The organism is Butyrivibrio sp. AC2005, from assembly GCF_000424145.1.
In the GTDB taxonomy this organism is placed as follows: domain Bacteria; phylum Bacillota; class Clostridia; order Lachnospirales; family Lachnospiraceae; genus Butyrivibrio.
In genome coordinates this window covers 569,444-588,634 of record NZ_KE384137.1, presented here as the reverse complement: position 1 = coordinate 588,634, position 19,191 = coordinate 569,444, and the positions used below count along the sequence as shown (strand labels likewise).

Here is a 19,191-nt window from a genome sequence, read left to right as displayed (position 1 = left end):
GATATGAAAAAGCTAAAGTTTTTGCTGATAATTGTCCTTGTGATTGCTGCAGCTATAGCGGCTCAGGTTATATATATGCGCTTTATTAAGACTTATACGGTAGGAAAAGATCCAAAGCTTACAGAAATAAGAAGGCTTTATTATATATCCGGCATGCAAAGCCTGGATTATGGATACATCTATGATTCCTATAACTTAGTTAAGCGTGATAATAAGTACTATGCGGAAACCGACAAATTTGACAAGGATAAAAAGGAACAGATAGTTACCAAAGTTGAAATTACAGGTCCTGAATTCAAGGAAATCTTACAGTTAATTGAGGGCTGTGATTATGTTAGGCATAAGGCGTCTGATCCTGACAGGATGGATGGGGACATTGACAATCAGAGCTTTTCTGCGGATATCTACTGGGATAAGGAACCTGATGGTGCCTGGGATCTGATACTTGATGAAGCTACCAGAGGAAATCTTGTAACTGCGATTGATAATGCTGTTAAGACTATAGGCATAGTTTTTAATAATGAGACGGTGCCTTCCAGCGTATGGATAATCCGGGATACAAAGGAAAATCGGGGGACAAGCGTATGGGGAACTGCGATGGTACAGGCAGAGGAACTTGGAAAAGAGTACACGGTTCTTATTCCGTTATCGCAGGATAATAAATATCTGTTCCGAATGATTGATGAGAATCAGATATATTATGAGGCAGATATTCCGAAGCTCAAGGAAGGATGGAAGATAAGCATTTCCAACGGAAGCGATAATTTTGATGCCCGTTTGCAGATATATGATGAAAAGGGCAAGCTGGTCAGTGAGAGCCCGGTATTTAGTGCGGCGTTGTAATATGATGAAAACAGGGCAATAGACGAGGGGATATTTATGAAGTGTAATAAAAAGATATTTTATAGATGCTTGCGAGTTTTTCCGATTATTATCATTTCTTCGCTTTTACTATGTGGCTGTCCATCAGGAAATACCTCACAAAATGGCTTCATGAGTCATAACACAATAACAGAAGGTGATTTCCGAATATATAATAAAACCGAAAAAGCTGCTCTTGTTGAGGCATTTCTTTGGGACGGAACTATGGGTAGCCTGACGATAGATGTTCCGGATGAAACCTCTGAAGGCATTAAGATTACAGAGCTCGGTGGTCGTATAGGCATCGGAGTTCCCGATGAATTCGGGATAGAGTTTAAGCCATTGGATGATTCTGGTTTTGAACCCAAATATCTGCCTTCATTATCTCAAAAGCTTACGCCTGAAATGGAGGAAGAAAATGAGAAGTTAAGACAGGAATACTTATCAGATCAATGGCTGTACGATCGCACTGAGTATTATAAGGGGACAGATGATGCTCTGTATGATGGACATATATCCTTTGAGGAATTGAAATTTACAGTAAATCTTGGAAAAAATATAGAAGGAGTAGCAGTACTTGATTACAGTAGAACAAAACCGGAATGGGCCTATCTTGGAATCAGGCAGGATGATGGGAATATAATATTTTACCAGCCTGTATACAGTTTTAACTGCGATAAGGATAATCAGAATTTTTATTCAAAGGAAGGAAAGCTGTATTCAAAAGAAACGAATGAAGAGTTGGAGCTTAATTATCCCGACGGTGTAGCAGAACCGGAGGATTATATGGGAAATGCAAACGCAAATGACGGTGATGAAACAGCTGATGTGGTCAGGATTGATGAAGGAGCACAGAATATGGTTCGGACTGATACATGGGCTGCAACGGCGCATCTATCTGATAAAAAAGCCATGGAGCTAACACTTCCGGCAAGGGATGGTGAGCCTGTGAAAATCAGTTTTACTGATAATAATGAACAGGGAAAAAGTGACGGTGGAAAGGGTGGCGTTGATGTGTCTTATGCACTGGCATATCCTGAAAGTAATGCACCGGACTCTGTGAAAAAAATCTTGGATGAGTATAATTCCATGGTTAACTCTTCATTCGAAGATGAAATGAAAAAAGCAGAGGAAAGATGGGATAAATACCATGAAAAAGAGGCAGATGCGCTGATATATCTTTCACCAAAGCTTGGGATACAGCTTATGAGAAGCGATACTTCAATTCTAAGCTTTGTAACGACAAATTCCTGTTACAACCGTGGTTATGAGCCAGATTATAATCTTTTCTATGGGCATACGTATGATGTTCAGACGGGTAGGAAACTTACACTTAGCGATTTTATAACAGATATGGATTCTTTCTCTGCAATTTTATGCAGACAGATGGCTCTTCAAAGCTACGGAGCAGAAGAGAGTGAGAGACAGAGATTGTATCTGTCTGAGGATTTTGAAAAGCTTGTTTTAGATAGTCTAAATGGCTGCAGGGATGATGGACTTTTTGCCTGGGCAGTTAGTCCCATAGGTTTTGAGTTCTTTTTTTCTAATCCGTTTTATGCAGAAGGTTACATATTAAATGACAAGCAGCAGATTTTTATTCCATTTTCATTCTGCACTGAGTTTATGTATCAGGATGCATATGCTGAGTATGATTATGTGGTTCCGGTGGCAGACAAATGCCTGTCTGAAATGCTGGGGGTTAAGAGACCTCTCAAGGGAGAAGATAACGGCAAATGGCATGTGCCATATATGGTAAAAAGAAATGGAAAATCATACCTATATATGTCAGGAAATAAGGAAACCTTGACCTACGATCTGACAGGAGATTCGCCTGAGTATGTTGGCAGTGTTATTGGGATGATAAATTATCCGACTTATGAAATATATGAGTCTGTTATCGACCCTGAGGACATTGAATTGGGGACAAGTACTGTCCTGCTGGTAGAACTGTTACAGCTAAAGGGCAGGGCAAAGGTAGGAAATGATGGTCAGCCTGTTCTTAAGGAACTATTCCGGCCTGAATACAATTCGCTTCCCATAATGACACAAAAGGACATAAAGGCCGAGGCTTTTGCAGATGAAAATGCAGTAAAATCAAAAGTGAAGAAGCTCCCGGAGGATTCCTATCTCTCAATTGTCAGAACTGATGCAGAGACTTTTATCGATGTAATCGACGTGTATGAAGATGATGATACGATTTATAGACTCTATATAACTGGCAATGATGAAGATGGCTTTAAGATTAATGGTGAGCCGGCAGAGGATTTGGTAACTACCGGATATTTCACTGAGTAGGGACATGCCCCCTGTCTCGTCCCCTATCTCACACCTTTGTTTTCTTACTCGTATTTAGGAAATTGACCTAAGAGCTGCGGTACATACCGTTCTATCAGCACACACAGAATCATGCTGGCACCAAGGGCTAAGATACTGCTTAAGAGAATCAATGCCTCTCCTGACATTTCAAACTTTCCAAGTAATGGAATAATCAATTGCTGAAGCATATTTTTGTGGAGAAGGAAAATTCCCATTGTGTGTTGGCCAATGAATGCTATAGGGGAGAAACCAAACGGCATAAAGCCTTCCCTGGCTATGCGTATGAATATCATGGAAAAACTCATTACAAGCACAGTTCCGGATGCGCTGTTAAGCAGAAACCAAAATGTGTTTCCGTAGTTACTGTCACACATAAGAGAAAGCTCCAGAGCGTTGGCTCTGAAAACCGTTCCAATCATTAATACAACTGCTCCCACTACAAACGCTAATGCCAGTATCCAGGCTTTTTCCTGCGCAAGAATAAGCATAGCATTTCGGAGTGCAATTCCTAAAAGAATAAAACCTGAGGCAACAAATGCCACATCAAAGCACCACGGATATCCTGTATCAAGATGCGGACATACAAAGCCTATAATGAACATAATTACAGAAATGATAATGTAGACAAGGTATATATTTTTACTTTGGAAGGAATCGACAATTGTTATTATGATTTGAACCATTATTCTTGCAGTGAAAAATGCGGACAGATACCAAAGAGATGTGAGGGTACCTATTTGACTGAGAGCTTTCCAGGAAGCATAGAACAGTTTGGGGAATATTTCAAAAGAGAAAGGCGCATAAAGCAGTCCCCAAAAGATATAGGGTACAGCTAAGGCCAGGATATTCTTTTTAAGGAATTTTTTCCAACTATCAAAGCTTTTTAGCGGCACAGGTTTTGTAGACATTCCGGCCAGGAAAAAGAATAACGGCATATGAAAAGAATATAGAACGCGTCTGAACAGAGGCGTATCTAAATTACCGGTAGTATGTCCCATTATTACAAGAAAAATGGTAACCGCTTTTGCCAGATCTATAAGTTCAATTCGTGTACGTGAGTTCTTCATAGGTATCACTCTCCATTCATTGTACTAATAAATTGTCTGAGCATATTTCTAATTTAATTATACAAAATTAATAAGAATTAAGACAAGTGTGACAAGTCAAAAGAACCGTCCCCATGTCTCACCCACTGTCTCATGTCTCGCAGAACAACTGGAATTTATGTATGGAATATACTTCATATAATAAGAAAATAAATAGGGAATGTCTTTGAATGGCGGGGTAAATTTCTGACTCCGGAAAATGAAAATTATAAAAAAAGCATAAATCTGATATAAACAAATTCTAAAAATCAATAGGATAGATTTATCAATTTTGATTTCGAAGAAGGAGAAGGACATGGTAAAAAAGAAATGGGGAAGGGTGTTTGCTACGGCAATGGTGGCAGCCCTGACAGTGACAAGTGTTCCGATATCGGTTTATGCGGAAGAGGAAACCGGTGCCGAGACCACGCAGGAAAATGAAGCTAATGAGGCAGACGATGGCTACAATCTGGTTTGGAGAGATGAATTTGATGGTGATACGTTAAACACCAATGACTGGAATGTTGAGGAGCATGATCCGGGATGGGTTAATGCAGAATGGCAGAAATATACATCACTTGATGAAGGAAACATTGAGGTTAAGGATGGTGTACTTCATATCATTCCCAAATATGTTGTCGGCGAAGAAGAGACAGAAGGTGTAGAGGAAGAGAGCACAGAGAGAACCTTTGAGCATTTCAGTGTAAATGTGAATGTTGGGGAGGATAAACCGGAAACAAATACAATAGCTCTTCAGGTTAATTTTGGAAAAATACCGATAGAGAATGATGATGAAAAAAATGCCTTTGGGGATAAAGAAGCTGCTTTGGAGGCTAAGGCTTATGTTTCTCTTGGAAATATTTCTCTTATTGATGTAACTGAGGGCGTAGAACCTGTAAATATGCTTGATAGTGAAGCTTGGTCTTGCGGCTTTAATGAGAATGGCCAGGGAACATATGATTATACTGATGGAATGTATAATATAAAAATAGATAATGCAGGTGATGCAAACTGGCATATTCAAATGCAGCAGAGCGGACTTCATCTGATTCCCGGACATAATTATGTCTTTTCAATGGATGCAGCTTCTGATACAGACAGAGTGGTTCAGATAAGCGCACTTGATCCTGATAACGGTTATAATTGGTACGGTGGTGCAAAGCTTCTCATTTCAGGGTCAGGAAAATCAGGAAATGCAGGAAATATTGAAAGCGGTGAGAGCAAGATTACATCAGGAAGAATTACAACCCAGGGTAAGCATGATTTTACCTACGGACGTTTTGAAGCAAGAGCTAAGGTTCCGGACGGGCAGGGCTTCCTTCCTGCATTCTGGCTTATGGCTTCAGATGAAGGTTACTACGGTCAGTGGCCTAAGTGCGGTGAGATAGACATCATGGAGGTTATGGGACAGGAGACAAATAAGTCCTATCATACTATCCATTATGGATATAATTCCGGAAACGGGCATAAGGAAAATCAGGGAACAAAGACTCTGACAGAAGGCAACTTTTCGGATGAATATCATGTTTTCAGAGTGGACTGGGAACCCGGTAAAATCAAATGGTTTGTGGATGATCAGCAGGTTTATGAGACAAGTGACTGGTATACAGGAACAGATGATGATAATCAGATTACATATCCTGCACCCTTTGATCAGAATTTCTATATCATTCTGAATCTTGCTGTAGGTGGATCCTGGGTTGGTGATCCTGATCTTGATGAAATCAATGGCAAAGCCTATGAAATAGACTATGTAAGAGTTTATCAGAAAAGCGAAAGCGAGTATGAGCAGATTGAGAGCGGTGCTGAGCGTCCTGAAAAGGAACCCGTAGTTTACAGGGATGCTGATGAAAGTGGGAACTACGTACTTAACAGTGACTTTACAAATGCTATAGCTGCAGAAAACTCAGAGGAAGGAAAAAATAACTGGGTACTTCATCTTGAGAAGGATGCAGAAGGATCTGTTGCAGAGACCAGTAATGGAGCAGTTATAATAACTCCTGTAGCTGAAGGCGGTCAACCTCACAGTGTTCAGCTTAAACAGGTAGGTATTCCTATGTATAAGGGCTGGGAATATGAACTTTCTTTTGATGCATATTCCACACAGGACAGAAGTATTGTTGTTGATATTGAAGGTCCTGATCATGGCTGGGTAAGATACCTGCAGGATACAACAGTTGCATTAGGAACAAATGAACAGCATTATACTATGAATTTCACAATGAACGAGAAGACTGATGCAAACGGTTCATTGGAGTTCAATCTTGGAAAACAGGGTTCTACAGCACCTGTAATTATAAAGAACGTAAAGCTTATTCACAAGTCAGGTGAAGAAGTAAAGGATGATAATGAAAAGGCTATCCGTCCTGATGGAAACTATGTCTACAACGGATCATTTGATCAGGGTGACAAGAGACTTGGCTATTGGGAATTCGATGAAAATGATGCAAGTCAGATTTCTGTAACAAAGACAAAAACTGATAGAGAGCTTATGGTAAAGGTTGAAGTTCCGGAGGGAGCTTCGGAGGCTAACCCTGTGACTATTTCACAGTCAGATCTGGCTCCTCTTGCTAAGGGATCATATGAGCTGTCCTTTCATGCATATCATGATGGCGGAGAGGCAGACGGTCTTACCGTAAATGTTGTCGGAGAGGAATTTGTTCCATCTCTTACAAATGAAAAGACAAGCTTTAGCAAGATGATAAACCTTGAAAATGATCTTACAAGAGACGAGTCAAATATTGAGTTTTCATTTACAAAGCCCGGAACCTATTATCTTGATGATGTATTCCTTACAGAAAAGGCACTTCTTAAGAATGGATCATTTAGTGCCGGTATGGCAGGCTGGACACCTTACATTGATGGTGCAGCAAAGGCAAACTATGTTATCGACAACATGAATGGTAATGATAATAGTTTTGCTATCACTATCGAAGATACAGGAAAGGACAACGACTGGTACATTCAGCTTAACCAGGACGGACTTAAGATTGAAGAAGGCAAATATTACTATGTATCATTTAAGGCTAAGTCCAGCATGAACAGAGTGATAAAGTACTGTCTTCAGAAGAATGGTGATGACTGGGCAAACTACAGTGGTACAGGTGAAGTAGAGGTTGGACATGAGTGGAAGACATTCTCACATGCATTCCAGATGACTAATGCTACTGATGAAAAGACACGATTCAACATTACCTTTGGTTCAATAGGTGGTGAGAGAATTCAGAGTAAGCACGACGTTTACATTGATGATATCGAACTGATAGAGTTGACCAAGGAAGAGTTTGATAAGCTAGGTAGCAGTGAAAATATTGAAGAGGAGCCTACAGAGACACCTGCGGCAGAACCTGCAGAAACTCCCTCAGAGACACCTGCAGCTGAGCCTGCAGAAACACCTGCAGAGACACCTGCAGACAGACCCGCAGAAACACCTTCAGTGACACCTGCAGACAGACCTGCGGAAACACCTTCGGAGACTCCTGCAGAGGTTCCTTCGCAGAAGCCGGTGGCACAGCCTGAAAGCAAGCCTTCTACACAAGGCACCAATGACAAGGACGTAGTTAATACACCTGATCAGGCAGCTCCTGCAGTGGAAGCAGAAACAACTAACACAGATAAGCCCCAGTCAAAGCTTAACAACAATGGTAAGGCTGAGAAGGGTGAAATAAGAGTTACCAAGAATTCCATCTATAAGGTAACAGGTAAGAAAACTGTAAGTTATCAGCAGAATCCTGATAATGTGAACAAGACTGTAAATGTACCTTCAACTGTAGTTGTAGATGGTACAAAGGTAAAGGTTACAAAGATTACCAAGAATGCTTTCAAGGGAAATAAGAACCTCAAGAAAGTAACACTCGGTAAGAACATTACAAAAATCGGAAAAGGCGCATTCAGCGGATGTACTAAGCTTAAGAAAATCACTGTAAAGGGTGATAAGCTCAAGAAGGTTGAGAAATCAGCATTCAAGGACTGCAAGCTGAATAAGGAATTCAAGGTAGTTATCCATGCTAAGGATGATGAAAGCTATGAAAAAGTTGTTAAACTCTTTGAGGACGCTGGACTTAAGGACGTAACCTTCATACGCAAATAACAACTTATCATATAAAACTCCCTATACTTTATTGTGTAATACACCTCAGGCAATTTACCTGAGGTGTATTTTTACTTCCATGTCGTTCCATAATAGGTTTCTCTGTACTTCTTAGGTGTCATTCCCGTATCCTCGAAGAAAAGCTTGCTGAAATGACTCTGTGAAGAAAAAGTAAGATAATTCGAAATCTCAATTATGGAATAATCGCTGAATCTAAGGAGATTCTTTGCTTTATCAAGCTTTACATTACGAATATAGTCGCTTGGAGAAATACCAAGTTCCTCCTTAAAAAGTCTTGATATATGGCTGGTGGAGGTATTTAGATGATCAGCCAGATCATCGATTGTTATTCGGTCATTTACGTTGGCATAGATATAATTCAGACACTCATTTGTTGTCTTTGAAAGGTTCGCATTATGGCGCAGATTTTTCATGCGCACAGTGTAATCCATAACCATCTGGGAATGGAGATTTGAAAGCTCGGGAATGGAATTTATATCATCAAGCTTTTGAATGTAAAAGTCACTAAGTCTGAAGGCACGCTCCATTTCCATGCCCTTCTCGGTACAGATTCTGGTGATGAGGGCAACACTTACTACAAAATGGTATTTGAGGTTTTGAAGTGGGTCCCTTGAGAGGGTACCGGTACCACTGGAGTCAAGAAACCTATGATGATCTATATTGTCCTGAACTGCATCAACATCGCCATTAGACACACTTTGATAGAACATGTACTCATCATTTTGCTGACGATGAGTCACTTCGTTCTCAGATAACATTATTTCGTTTTCTTCCCAGTCTTTATGAAAATTCATAGCCATTCTCTTTCCTAACATTAAATTAAGCATTTTGTAGCTATATTATACATATAAAAATTAGCAAACGTAAGATAAGCTATATATGGAAAATATGATAAAATATAAACATGATTCAGAACTAATCAAAAAATGTAAAATGCAAAATTTTATATTTTTGCTAAAGGGGAGATTTTAATATGGAAGAAAAGAGAGGGAGCTTCGGCTCCAGACTTGGTTTTATTCTTGTAAGTGCAGGCTGTGCTATAGGAATCGGTAATGTATGGAAATTCCCATATGTGACAGGTGCCAATGGTGGAGCGGTCTTTGTACTATTTTATCTTTTATTTCTAGTACTGATGGGCATTCCTGTAATGACAATGGAGCTTGCAATCGGACGTGCAAGCGGTATGTCTGTCGTACGTGGTTATCAAAAGCTTGAGAAAAAAGGACAAAAATGGCATATTCACGGATGGTTGTGTATAATCGGCTGCTATCTGCTAATGATGTATTACACAACAGTTTCAGGATGGATGGTTGCCTACTTTTTTAAATTTGCATCAGGGAGATTCAGTAAGGTTGATCCTGAAGCGGTTGGCGATATATTTATGGAAATGCTTTCGGATCCGGAGGAAATGGGAATCTTTATGGTCCTGACAGTACTTTTTGGCTTTGGAGTCTTAAGCCTTGGAGTTGCTGATGGTCTGGAGAGAGTAAATAAGCTAATGATGATAGGTCTTCTTGCACTTATTATAGTGCTTGCAGGACATTCGCTAACCCTAAGTAATGCCGCAGAGGGTGTCAGATTTTATCTTCTTCCGGATTGGAACAGGGCAATGGAAGTAGGAATTGGAAAAGTTATCAGTGCTGCAATGAACCAGGCATTTTTTACGCTCAGTCTTGGTATTGGAGCAATTGAGATTTTCGGTAGTTATATGTCAAAAGATCACACTTTGACAGGTGAAGCAGTAAGGATATGTGCTCTTGATACCTTTGTAGCACTTATTTCAGGACTAATTATTTTTCCTGCCTGCTTTAGCTATAATGTAGAACCTGCTCAGGGCCCTTCTTTGATTTTTATAACTCTTCCCAAGGTATTCATGAATATGAACATGGGCAGAATATGGGGAACTCTTTTCTTTGTATTTATGACTTTTGCCAGTTTCTCAACCGTCACAGCAGTATTTGAAAATCTTGTAGCATTCATATCAGACAATTTTGGATGGAGCAGAGGTAAATCTATTGTAGTCAACCTGATTTTTATTCTGGTAGCAAGTATGCCTTGTGTCCTTGGATACAATGTATGGAGTGATCTTCATATTATAGGTGCAAGAGATGTTCTTGATTCAGAAGACTTTATTGTCAGCAATATCCTGTTACCGCTTGGCTCATTGATTTTCACCTTGTTCTGCACAGTAAAGTTTGGGTGGGGATTTGATAAATATCTCGAGGAAACCAATACCGGCTCAGGAAGAGCTATGCCTGCTATTTTCAAGAACTACTTTAAATTTGTTCTTCCGGTACTGATCCTTATAATTCTGATTCAGGGACTTATTGCATAAACGAAATAAACTATGGATTCCCGTTTTTCTATGGAAAGACGGGAATTTATAATTATTTGATATTGGTAAGAGTGTAAGCTATAATGCTGCGTATGGAATGAACAATAAGTATTACCGAAAGGCAAATTGAATGAGTATTTTAAATGTAGAACACTTAACACATGGCTTTGGAGACAGAGCCATTTTTGATGATGTCTCCTTCAGGCTTCTCAAGGGAGAACATATAGGACTTGTAGGAGCAAACGGTGAGGGCAAATCAACCTTCATGAATATTATCACCGGAAAGCTGATGCCTGATGCAGGAAACATAGAGTGGGCAAAGAACGTAAAAGTAGGATATCTTGATCAGCATGCTGTATTAAAACAGGGTATGACCATAAGAGATGTACTTGCCTCTGCCTACGAGCCTCTTTTTGACATGGAGAAAAGAATGAATGAAATCTGTGATGCCATGGGAGAGGCTGATGAGAAGCAGCTTGAGGAATATATGGAGGAGCTTGGAACAATCCAGGATCTTTTGACGAACCATGATTTTTACCTTATTGATTCCAAGATTGATGAAGTATCCAGAGCTCTTGGTTTCCTTGAGCTTGGTCTTGACCGCGATGTTACGGAGCTCTCCGGAGGACAGAGAACAAAGATACTCCTTGCAAAACTTCTTCTTGAAAAGCCCGATATCCTTCTCCTTGATGAGCCTACAAACTATCTTGATGCTGAGCACATTGTATGGCTTACAAGATATCTGCAGGAGTATGAGAACGCATTTATTCTTATATCTCATGACATTCCGTTTATCAATAACGTAGTAAACATCATTTATCATATGGACGGCCAGACACACAGCCTGGACAGATACGTTGGTGATTACGATAAGTTCATGGAAGTATATGAAGTGAAAAAGGCACAGAGGGAAGCTGCTTATAACAGACAGCAGCAGGAGATCGCGGACCTTAAGGATTTTGTTGCAAGAAACAAGGCAAGAGTTGCAACCAGGAACATGGCGATGGCGCGTCAGAAAAAGCTTGATAATATGGAACTTATTGAGAAAATTCAGGAAAAGCCAAAGCCGGAGTTCTTCTTTAAGACGGCGCGAACACCGAGCAAGTTTCTGTTTGAGTTAAAGGATCTTGTAATTGGCTATGATGAGCCCCTTTCAAAGCCTCTTAATCTTGCAATAGAAAGAAACACCTTTGTGGTTCTTACAGGCGCTAATGGAATAGGAAAGACCACACTGTTAAAGAGTATCCTTGGAATCATTCCGGCGATTTCAGGAAAGGTAACACGTGGTGAGAATGTAGAAATAGGATACTTTGAGCAGGAGATGTCGCCTGATATAGAGACAACCTGCCTTGAGGAGATATGGAATGAATTCCCGTCATTTACACAATACGAAGTAAGATCTGCTCTTGCTAAATGCGGACTTACTACCAAGCATATTGAAAGTAAATGTAAGGTTCTGTCAGGAGGAGAGCAGGCTAAGGTTCGTCTTTGCAAGCTTATGAACAGAGAATCCAATATTCTTGTTCTCGATGAGCCTACAAATCACCTTGATGTAGACGCAAAGGAAGAACTCCACAGAGCACTTAAGGAATATAAAGGCACCGTGCTTATGGTTTGCCACGAACCTGATTTTTATGAAGACCTTGCAGATGAGGTCATCGACTGCACCAAGTGGACAACTAAATTGTAATAAAGAAGTAAATGCAATAACAATCTTTATGCAAATAAAGGAAAAATCAATAAAAAAGCTTTCTGCAAATAAAGAAAAAATCAAAAAAGCCTTCCCCCTGGGGGGCGCAAAGCCATCGTCCGGGGGACGATGGCTTTGCGCGGACCGAAGCGGAGCGTAGACGGTGTCAGCGAAGCTGACGGATGAGGGGTCCTCATCACTGAGCTTTCTTCAGCAATTCTTTCGTAAACTCAACATAATCCAGACATGTATTACACTTAGGTGCATAATCTATCAGCAGCTTCTTGTTTTCCTGAGCTTCCTTTGTCTTTATGCACTCACGAATAACAGTCTTAAACAGTTTTGTGTCCATTTGTCCGGCAACCTTCTCAATATTATCGCGTGTCTCGCGCTCCAGATTTGATCTTCCGGAATATCTTACAAGTAAGAGTCCTGCAATAGTCAGATTCCTGTTCTGACGCTTTTTGACTGACATAATTGTGTCATGAAGCTGCTTGATTCCCTGCATTGCATAAGAATCAGCTGTAACGGGAATAATAACCTTATCAGCTGCGATAAGGCAGTTATACAGGATAATATTAAGAGAGGGAGCAGTATCAATTACTATATATTCATAACCCTCAAGCTCATCCAGGGCATCCTTCAATCTGTAGAAGCCCTCAAGATCACCATCAAGCATCTTCTCAGCTTTAACAAGCAGAGGATCGGATGCGACAATATCACCGTTTTCAGTGTGCTGTATTGCTTCAGAGATAGGAAGCTTATCAGAGTCAATAATTACGTCATAAAGAGTTGCAACATCTTCAATTTGAGCGTTGTAAGTGCTGGTACTGTTGCACTGCGGATCAGCGTCAATTAAAAGAGTTTTTGCCTGTTTCCCCAGAATTCCGGCAAGATTTGTTGCTGTTGTACTTTTTCCTATACCGCCTTTTTGGTTGGCTACTACAAATATTGTAGACATTTTTCATCCTCCTTGGAAATCAATGGATCAGAAATCAATGCATCCATTGACTTCGTCATTAATAACATAGAAAACCTTGTTTTCTTCAGGTTTAATATACACATCAACTTTGGCAAAATCAGCTTCTGATACGCCCTTGGAGAGAGCATCCTCTTTGATCTGCTTTAAAAGTTCATCGGTATTTCTGTCTCTGTTCTGGAACTGTACTACGATATTTTTCTGTGCGCTTACAAAGCTTCCTGTAGCTTCAAGAGCTCTTTTTACGCTACTTTTTCTGGCCATTTTTAATTCCCCCTTTGATGTAATGGTAATTGTGAAATTAACAATGTCTATTTTATCAAATTGGTTCTGATTTTTGTACATATTTAATTAAAAGCCGTTCAATTTTTATTAAGAATATGAACACAGTTTGATAACAAAATTAAGCTACCATCCTTATTAGGGTTTAAAAAGCAAAAAGACGAAAGGATGGTATGAAATGGGATTACTTGAATTGAAAATTGCGGAGTATGTTGGGAATTACTCTAGAAACCATGGCTATCAGCCAACTGTCGAAGAACTTATAAGGGCATTTGGATTACCTATTATTATGTATAAGATGTTTTATATATTGAATTTATACAGGATAGGCATGATTCGAAATTCTTTATTCTTTGGCACAGGGAACTTACAGCTTATCCCTATGAAATGTAATTGATTTTCTTTAAAACTGAATAAACAAAAAAATGGCCGGAACTGAAATAAAATTAGTTCCGGCCATTTTTTGTTTATTCAGTTTTAATCAGTCATCAACATGTTTGGTAATAATATCACCATTTCATAAATATATTATCTTTAACCTAATTAGTTTATAAATAATATTTTACTGAAATACCGCTAAAAGCGCATAAAAAGGGCTATCGCATGAATTATTGCCTGAAAACCATGCAATAGCCTGATTACTTAAATGTTTAATCAACTTTCGCCCGAGGCACTATATATCTCTGTCACTGTGTATATCTATCTCATAATCAGGATAGCTCTCTGTCAGATGCATTCTTGCGTGATCAAGGGTAGCATCAGGATAGGGGGTATCAAAGCTGATAATAATATCGAGGTCGATCTGCTTTTTTTCCTTATCAATATGTATTCCGTGAACCTGAAGGATGCCGTCTATGTGTTCCAGGCGTCGTATTATTTCTTCCCGCATATCATTGGTTTCACTATTTACAACGCAGATACCGATTGCACTCAGAATGACGTTATAAGCATCAAGTACATCATCCTTTATATAGTGGGATATTGTGTAAATGTTGTCAGCGGTCATGCTGCTGTCTACATCAATAACAACTGACCCTATAAAACGATCGGGACCGTAATTATGTAAAACGAGATCATGCACATCAAGCACTTCCTCGAAGTCTGCAATATAATTCTTTATCTTATCAGCAAGCTCTCTGTCAGCCCGCCTTCCAAGAATATCGTCCATGTCATCAATAAGAAGTTCGAAGCCGGCTTTGGTGATCCATATGGCTATAAAAAGGCCTATAAACGCATCCACCTGAATGTTTGCCAATATTGAAAGTATGGCAGATAAAAGAACCGCAACAGAAACTACGCAGTCGTTTATCGCATCCTGGCCGGACGCCACAAGGGCAGGAGAGTTATATTGTACTCCGCGCTTTTTTACGAATCTGCCAAGCAGGCATTTTGTAATAATTGTTATGAGAAGAATTGCTATGGTAAAGCCGGTATAGTTGGTTGCAGCAGGATTTATGATTTTCTTTATGGATTCGAAGCCCGCGGTAGCACCTGCATAAATTATGATAATTGCGACTATTACTGCACTGATATATTCAATTCTGCCGTGACCCATGGGATGATCCTCATCGGGGCGTTTTTCAGCGAGCTTAAGACCTATTATCGTTACTACGGAACTTACTACATCAGTGAGGTTGTTTAAGGCATCCAGAAGCATGGCAATGGAACCTGCAAGTAAACCAAAAATTGATTTGATTATTACAAGTGCAACATTGACCAAAATTCCAATAATGGATGTGTCCAGTATTTTTTTATTTCTGTTTTCTGTTTTTTCACTCATAAGTTTTATTATACTCTGAATATGTCAATAATTGACTATGAATAGCTACAAGTGCATAATATTTTTATTATTAATTTAGGAGCATTTCAATGACAACTTTAATATTTCTTATAGGTAATTCCATTTTGCTTGGCGTGGGACTGGCGATGGATGCTTTTTCTGTGTCTATAGCAAATGCTATCGCAGACCCTGACATGAGCAATAAGAGGAAAAACGCCATAGCAGGTACGTTTGCAGGCTTTCAGTTCCTTATGCCGATGATCGGATGGATATGTGTACATACTATTGCAACTTTGTTTACACAGTTTCAAACCTTTATTCCCTGGATTGCGCTGATACTTCTTGCATACATCGGTGGGAAAATGCTTATTGAAGGAATTAAGGAGCAAAAAAGTGATGAACCTATTGAAAAAGAGCCTCTTACCTTTAAACTTCTTATGGTTCAGGGGATTGCCACTGCAATAGACGCCCTTTCGGTAGGCTTTACCATTTCTGAGTACAAGACATTTGAAGCGTTGCTTTCCGCATTAATTATCGGAGCAGTAACCTTCATTATATGCAGAATAGGACTTCACCTTGGAAGGAAAGTCGGCCTAAAACTCGCCGGAAGAGCGACAATAGTAGGTGGCGTAATTCTAATCGGAATAGGAATAGAAATATTTGTCAAAGGAATAATTGGTCTATAAAGAGGCAAACAAGTTTTATAAGAGGAGAACATATAAAAATATGGCAAAAATAAATTCTTTGGAACAGCTTACTGAAAACAGATTTGTAAACCTTTTTCATGTCGAGGGAGAGAATGATAAAGGACATCATTCAAACTATTATGTTGCATCCAGATCCAAAACTAAAGATAATCTTATGATTACCACCGGTAAAAATGTGGCTGATGGTGTATCAATTTATGCATTATGTGGAGAAAAAAAGGACAAGGTGGTTCTTGTAAGACAGTATCGTTATCCGATAAACACATACATATATGAGTTCCCCGCAGGACTTTGTGAACCCGGTGAGGATTACAGGGAAGCTGCAGTGAGAGAGCTTCATGAGGAAACAGGCCTTAATTTCCATCCTCTTGATGTTGACTCGATGTATGAGCTTCCGCGCTTTTCATCAGTTGGTATGACAGACGAGTCTGTGGCTATGGTATTTGGATACGCTGATGGTGAGATTACTGACAAATATCAGGAAATAAGCGAAGAGATTCAGGTGGTTATTGCAGACAGAGATGAAGTCAGAAGAATCCTTAAAGAGGAACATGTTGCAATTCTTGCAGCATATCAGCTTCAGCATTTTCTGCACGATGAGGATCCGTTTAAATTTTTAAATATATAAATATTTAGTAGCATGTGGATGAAAAATATAATGCCTTCCCCCTAGGGGGAAGGTGGCGCGAAGCGACGGATGAGGGGAGAAGGGAGAAAAAATGTCTATCAAAGAAAATCTGCAGGAAGTAGAAAAACATATCCAGGCAGCCTGCGACAGAGCAGGTCGTGACAGAAGCGAAGTAACACTTATCGCTGTCAGTAAGACCAAGCCTGTTTCCGATATAAGACAGGCTATGGAATGCGGAATTACGGTTTTCGGTGAAAATAAGGTTCAGGAGATAAGAGATAAGACTGAGGAGATCAAGGAACCTCTTCATTGGCATATGATTGGTCATCTTCAGACAAATAAGGTGAAATATCTTCCGGGAAAAGTTGATATGATTCACTCGGTTGATAAGCTTAGCCTTGCAGAAGAAATAGAGAAGCAGGCAGCAAAAAACGATTTGGTGATGGATGTTCTCTGCGAGGTCAACATGGCAGCTGAAGATACAAAGTTTGGTCTTACTCCGGAAGAAACTCCCGACTTTGTAAGAACCATAGCTAAGCTTCCACATGTACGTGTTCGAGGACTTATGACAATTGCACCCTACACAGATGATCCGGAATCCAACAGAGTATATTTTAAGGGCCTGCGTGAGCTTATGGAGTCGCTAAAAAAAGAAAACATAGAAGGTACACAGCTTGATACGCTCTCTATGGGAATGACAGGGGATTATGAAATTGCAATCGAAGAGGGAGCAACCTTTGTCAGAGTCGGTACCGGTATATTCGGTGAGAGAGATTATTCAAAAAAGTGATATATTACTGTTAAAAATATGATAACGAGTTTACTAATTTTTCATATTCATTTAATTGATAATATAGCTTTTCAACCTTAGAATAAATATAGGGCTTTATATTCATTTTTAAGGTCAAATATATCTTCGGAGCAGTCTGATGCTGAGAACAATGCCGCTAACCAAAAATCTCACACTGGATCAGATAAATTATCTGATAGATACCGGTCATGCCTTTGTTGCACCACTTGGCATGAACAGGACAGCTTATATTGTAATTAATCATAAGCCGTTTATGGTTGTGGTGACTGATGTTTCAATCAATGGTATTCAGCTTTCGGGATCTTGGTATACCTGGGATGAGCTAGAGAAGATGGGTGGTGTATTTGAATCGGAGTTTGAGGCACTGAAAGCGGTAGCAAACGGTGCTTAAGAAATAATTTTGTTAGGGGGCTTCAAGTTGACTGAAGTTTTTTACTATGCAGAGGCTAATATAGCCTGCATTCTTATTTTGGGGCTTGTTCTTGTAAAAATTAATCAGGGCATTGATCGCCAGATTTCAACTATCGTAATAAGACAAATGATTTGGCTTATGATGGGTTATTTTTTGTCTGATGCAGTATGGGTACTGTTTGAGGGCAAAATATTGCCAGCTACTGAGACCGGTATGTACATTGCCACAATAATTCCTTATGGTTTTATTGTGGGCTGTGGTTTTTGCTGGTTTATATACTGCGAGTTGCTTCAGCAAAATAAAAAAATTGTTTCGAAAGGCGGCATGATTCGCTGCTCTATTCCCATGTTTGTGGGAATAATATTGATAATATTCGGCTCCTTTAATGGGATAGTTTTTCATTTTGATGAAAATGGTGTTCTTCAGTATGGACCACTGTATGCAGTGCTGCTTCTTATTCCCGGGGGATATATGTTCTATTCATCAATTAAGGGATTCTACAGGGCTTATACTCAGGAGCGCTATCTTGATAACAGTCTTTATTATGTTATAGGTATTTTCCCCATACTCCCTGTTGTTTGCGGAATATTACAAGTGATATTCCTGACAACTCCTATAATGTGTTACGGAGCTACAATTGCGGTTCTGCTGATTTATCTTACTTCTATTGAGAATCTGGTTTCCATGGATTCGCTTACTCAGGTTAATAATCGTCATCAGATGCAGAGATATCTTATGAAAAAGATGAAATCTCCCACGCCGGGACTTTCGTTGTATCTCATGATAATAGATGTTGATCATTTCAAAGATATAAATGATACCTATGGTCATGTTGAGGGGGACAAGGCGCTGGTTCGTGTAGCAACAGCAATGAAGGAAGCATGTCAGGCACACAGAAATCGTTTCTTTGTGTCCAGATTCGGTGGAGATGAGTTTATAATTATAGCTGAGACTGAATATAAAGGTGAAGTAAACTGGCTGTCAGATAAGATACGTTCAAGTGTAAGAATACTTAATGAGAAGGCCGGAGCACCCTATGATCTTTCTGTTTGTGTCGGAATTGCGGAGTATGATTATTCATCACCTGTTCCGATTCCTTCACTGATAGCAAGAGCAGATACTGACTTATACCATATGAAGCATGCCAGAAATGACTAATTTCTTATAAAAAAATTTTTTTAATGGGGGTATTGC

16 protein-coding genes are annotated in these 19,191 nt (G+C 39.5%); 11 read left to right on the top strand and 5 right to left on the bottom strand.

From position 1 onward, the window contains the following. Positions 1–3: 3 nt before the first annotated feature. Positions 4–843, top strand: coding sequence for a hypothetical protein (locus G602_RS0119580; protein ID WP_026660505.1), 840 nt, complete (start codon positions 4–6; stop codon positions 841–843). A 36-nt stretch (positions 844–879) separates the two neighbouring features. Further along, a complete protein-coding gene (locus tag G602_RS0119575) occupies positions 880–3,156 on the top strand; it encodes a hypothetical protein (RefSeq protein WP_044932791.1) in 2,277 nt (758 codons plus the stop codon). Positions 3,157–3,200: 44 nt separating this feature from the next. Here G602_RS0119575 and G602_RS0119570 read toward each other — a convergent pair whose 3' ends face one another. Continuing rightward, entirely contained in the window at positions 3,201–4,244 is a 1,044-nt protein-coding gene (locus G602_RS0119570) for an acyltransferase family protein (protein WP_026660503.1), read from the bottom strand. Positions 4,245–4,578: 334 nt separating this feature from the next. Between G602_RS0119570 and G602_RS29365 the strand changes: the two genes are divergently transcribed. Beyond that, a complete protein-coding gene (locus tag G602_RS29365; protein WP_049945350.1) occupies positions 4,579–8,352 on the top strand; it encodes a carbohydrate binding domain-containing protein in 3,774 nt (1,257 codons plus the stop codon). A 71-nt stretch (positions 8,353–8,423) separates the two neighbouring features. Here G602_RS29365 and G602_RS0119560 read toward each other — a convergent pair whose 3' ends face one another. Beyond that, on the bottom strand, positions 8,424–9,167 hold the full coding sequence (locus tag G602_RS0119560; protein WP_026660502.1) for a helix-turn-helix domain-containing protein: 744 nt from the start codon (positions 9,165–9,167) through the stop codon (positions 8,424–8,426). Between the two features lie 179 nt (positions 9,168–9,346). Here G602_RS0119560 and G602_RS0119555 point away from each other — a divergent pair, with 179 nt between their 5' ends. After that, on the top strand, positions 9,347–10,708 hold the full coding sequence (locus G602_RS0119555; protein ID WP_026660501.1) for a sodium-dependent transporter: 1,362 nt from the start codon (positions 9,347–9,349) through the stop codon (positions 10,706–10,708). A 130-nt stretch (positions 10,709–10,838) separates the two neighbouring features. Next, entirely contained in the window at positions 10,839–12,398 is a 1,560-nt protein-coding gene (locus G602_RS0119550) for an ABC-F family ATP-binding cassette domain-containing protein (protein ID WP_026660500.1), read from the top strand. A gap of 196 nt (positions 12,399–12,594) precedes the next feature. Here G602_RS0119550 and G602_RS0119545 read toward each other — a convergent pair whose 3' ends face one another. Continuing rightward, positions 12,595–13,359, bottom strand: coding sequence for a ParA family protein (locus tag G602_RS0119545; RefSeq protein WP_026660499.1), 765 nt, complete (start codon positions 13,357–13,359; stop codon positions 12,595–12,597). A gap of 27 nt (positions 13,360–13,386) precedes the next feature. Beyond that, positions 13,387–13,641 (bottom strand): DUF6465 family protein, encoded by a 255-nt coding sequence (locus G602_RS27600; RefSeq protein WP_044932788.1) that lies wholly within the window; start codon positions 13,639–13,641, stop codon positions 13,387–13,389. A gap of 196 nt (positions 13,642–13,837) precedes the next feature. On the opposite strand from G602_RS27600, the gene G602_RS0119535 reads away from it, so the two are divergent. Beyond that, positions 13,838–14,056, top strand: coding sequence for a hypothetical protein (locus tag G602_RS0119535; RefSeq protein ID WP_026660497.1), 219 nt, complete (start codon positions 13,838–13,840; stop codon positions 14,054–14,056). A 276-nt stretch (positions 14,057–14,332) separates the two neighbouring features. On the opposite strand, the gene G602_RS0119530 is transcribed toward G602_RS0119535, so the two are convergent. After that, entirely contained in the window at positions 14,333–15,439 is a 1,107-nt protein-coding gene (locus tag G602_RS0119530; RefSeq protein ID WP_026660496.1) for a cation diffusion facilitator family transporter, read from the bottom strand. An 89-nt stretch (positions 15,440–15,528) separates the two neighbouring features. Here G602_RS0119530 and G602_RS0119525 point away from each other — a divergent pair, with 89 nt between their 5' ends. The 5 genes from G602_RS0119525 (at position 15,529) to G602_RS29360 (ending at position 19,155) form a co-directional block, all read left to right on the top strand. After that, the gene (locus G602_RS0119525) at positions 15,529–16,125 is read left to right on the top strand and encodes a manganese efflux pump MntP (protein ID WP_044932785.1); all 597 of its coding nucleotides are present in this window, start codon (positions 15,529–15,531) and stop codon (positions 16,123–16,125) included. A 40-nt stretch (positions 16,126–16,165) separates the two neighbouring features. Then, positions 16,166–16,774, top strand: coding sequence for an NUDIX hydrolase (locus G602_RS0119520; RefSeq protein WP_026660494.1), 609 nt, complete (start codon positions 16,166–16,168; stop codon positions 16,772–16,774). Positions 16,775–16,865: 91 nt separating this feature from the next. Next, on the top strand, positions 16,866–17,564 hold the full coding sequence (locus tag G602_RS0119515) for a YggS family pyridoxal phosphate-dependent enzyme (protein WP_026660493.1): 699 nt from the start codon (positions 16,866–16,868) through the stop codon (positions 17,562–17,564). 139 nt (positions 17,565–17,703) lie between these two features. Next, positions 17,704–17,976: a hypothetical protein gene (locus G602_RS0119510; RefSeq protein ID WP_026660492.1), complete on the top strand. Its 273-nt coding sequence runs from the start codon at positions 17,704–17,706 to the stop codon at positions 17,974–17,976. A 27-nt stretch (positions 17,977–18,003) separates the two neighbouring features. Next, positions 18,004–19,155 (top strand): GGDEF domain-containing protein, encoded by a 1,152-nt coding sequence (locus G602_RS29360; protein ID WP_049945349.1) that lies wholly within the window; start codon positions 18,004–18,006, stop codon positions 19,153–19,155. Positions 19,156–19,191: the final 36 nt, after the last annotated feature.

Excerpts from the sequence above, each read along its gene's own strand:
- G602_RS0119525 (WP_044932785.1), top strand. The coding sequence starts at position 15,529 with ATGACAACTTTAATATTTCTTATAGGTAATTCCATTTTGCTTGGCGTG.
- G602_RS0119575 (WP_044932791.1), top strand. The coding sequence starts at position 880 with ATGAAGTGTAATAAAAAGATATTTTATAGATGCTTGCGAGTTTTTCCG.
- G602_RS0119545 (WP_026660499.1), bottom strand. The coding sequence starts at position 13,359 with ATGTCTACAATATTTGTAGTAGCCAACCAAAAAGGCGGTATAGGAAAA.
- G602_RS29365 (WP_049945350.1), top strand. The coding sequence starts at position 4,579 with ATGGTAAAAAAGAAATGGGGAAGGGTGTTTGCTACGGCAATGGTGGCA.
- G602_RS0119510 (WP_026660492.1), top strand. The coding sequence starts at position 17,704 with ATGCTGAGAACAATGCCGCTAACCAAAAATCTCACACTGGATCAGATA.
- G602_RS0119580 (WP_026660505.1), top strand. The coding sequence starts at position 4 with ATGAAAAAGCTAAAGTTTTTGCTGATAATTGTCCTTGTGATTGCTGCA.
- G602_RS27600 (WP_044932788.1), bottom strand. The coding sequence starts at position 13,641 with ATGGCCAGAAAAAGTAGCGTAAAAAGAGCTCTTGAAGCTACAGGAAGC.
- G602_RS0119535 (WP_026660497.1), top strand. The coding sequence starts at position 13,838 with ATGGGATTACTTGAATTGAAAATTGCGGAGTATGTTGGGAATTACTCT.
- G602_RS0119570 (WP_026660503.1), bottom strand. The coding sequence starts at position 4,244 with ATGAAGAACTCACGTACACGAATTGAACTTATAGATCTGGCAAAAGCG.
- G602_RS0119560 (WP_026660502.1), bottom strand. The coding sequence starts at position 9,167 with ATGAATTTTCATAAAGACTGGGAAGAAAACGAAATAATGTTATCTGAG.
- G602_RS0119520 (WP_026660494.1), top strand. The coding sequence starts at position 16,166 with ATGGCAAAAATAAATTCTTTGGAACAGCTTACTGAAAACAGATTTGTA.
- G602_RS0119550 (WP_026660500.1), top strand. The coding sequence starts at position 10,839 with ATGAGTATTTTAAATGTAGAACACTTAACACATGGCTTTGGAGACAGA.
- G602_RS0119515 (WP_026660493.1), top strand. The coding sequence starts at position 16,866 with ATGTCTATCAAAGAAAATCTGCAGGAAGTAGAAAAACATATCCAGGCA.
- G602_RS0119555 (WP_026660501.1), top strand. The coding sequence starts at position 9,347 with ATGGAAGAAAAGAGAGGGAGCTTCGGCTCCAGACTTGGTTTTATTCTT.
- G602_RS0119530 (WP_026660496.1), bottom strand. The coding sequence starts at position 15,439 with ATGAGTGAAAAAACAGAAAACAGAAATAAAAAAATACTGGACACATCC.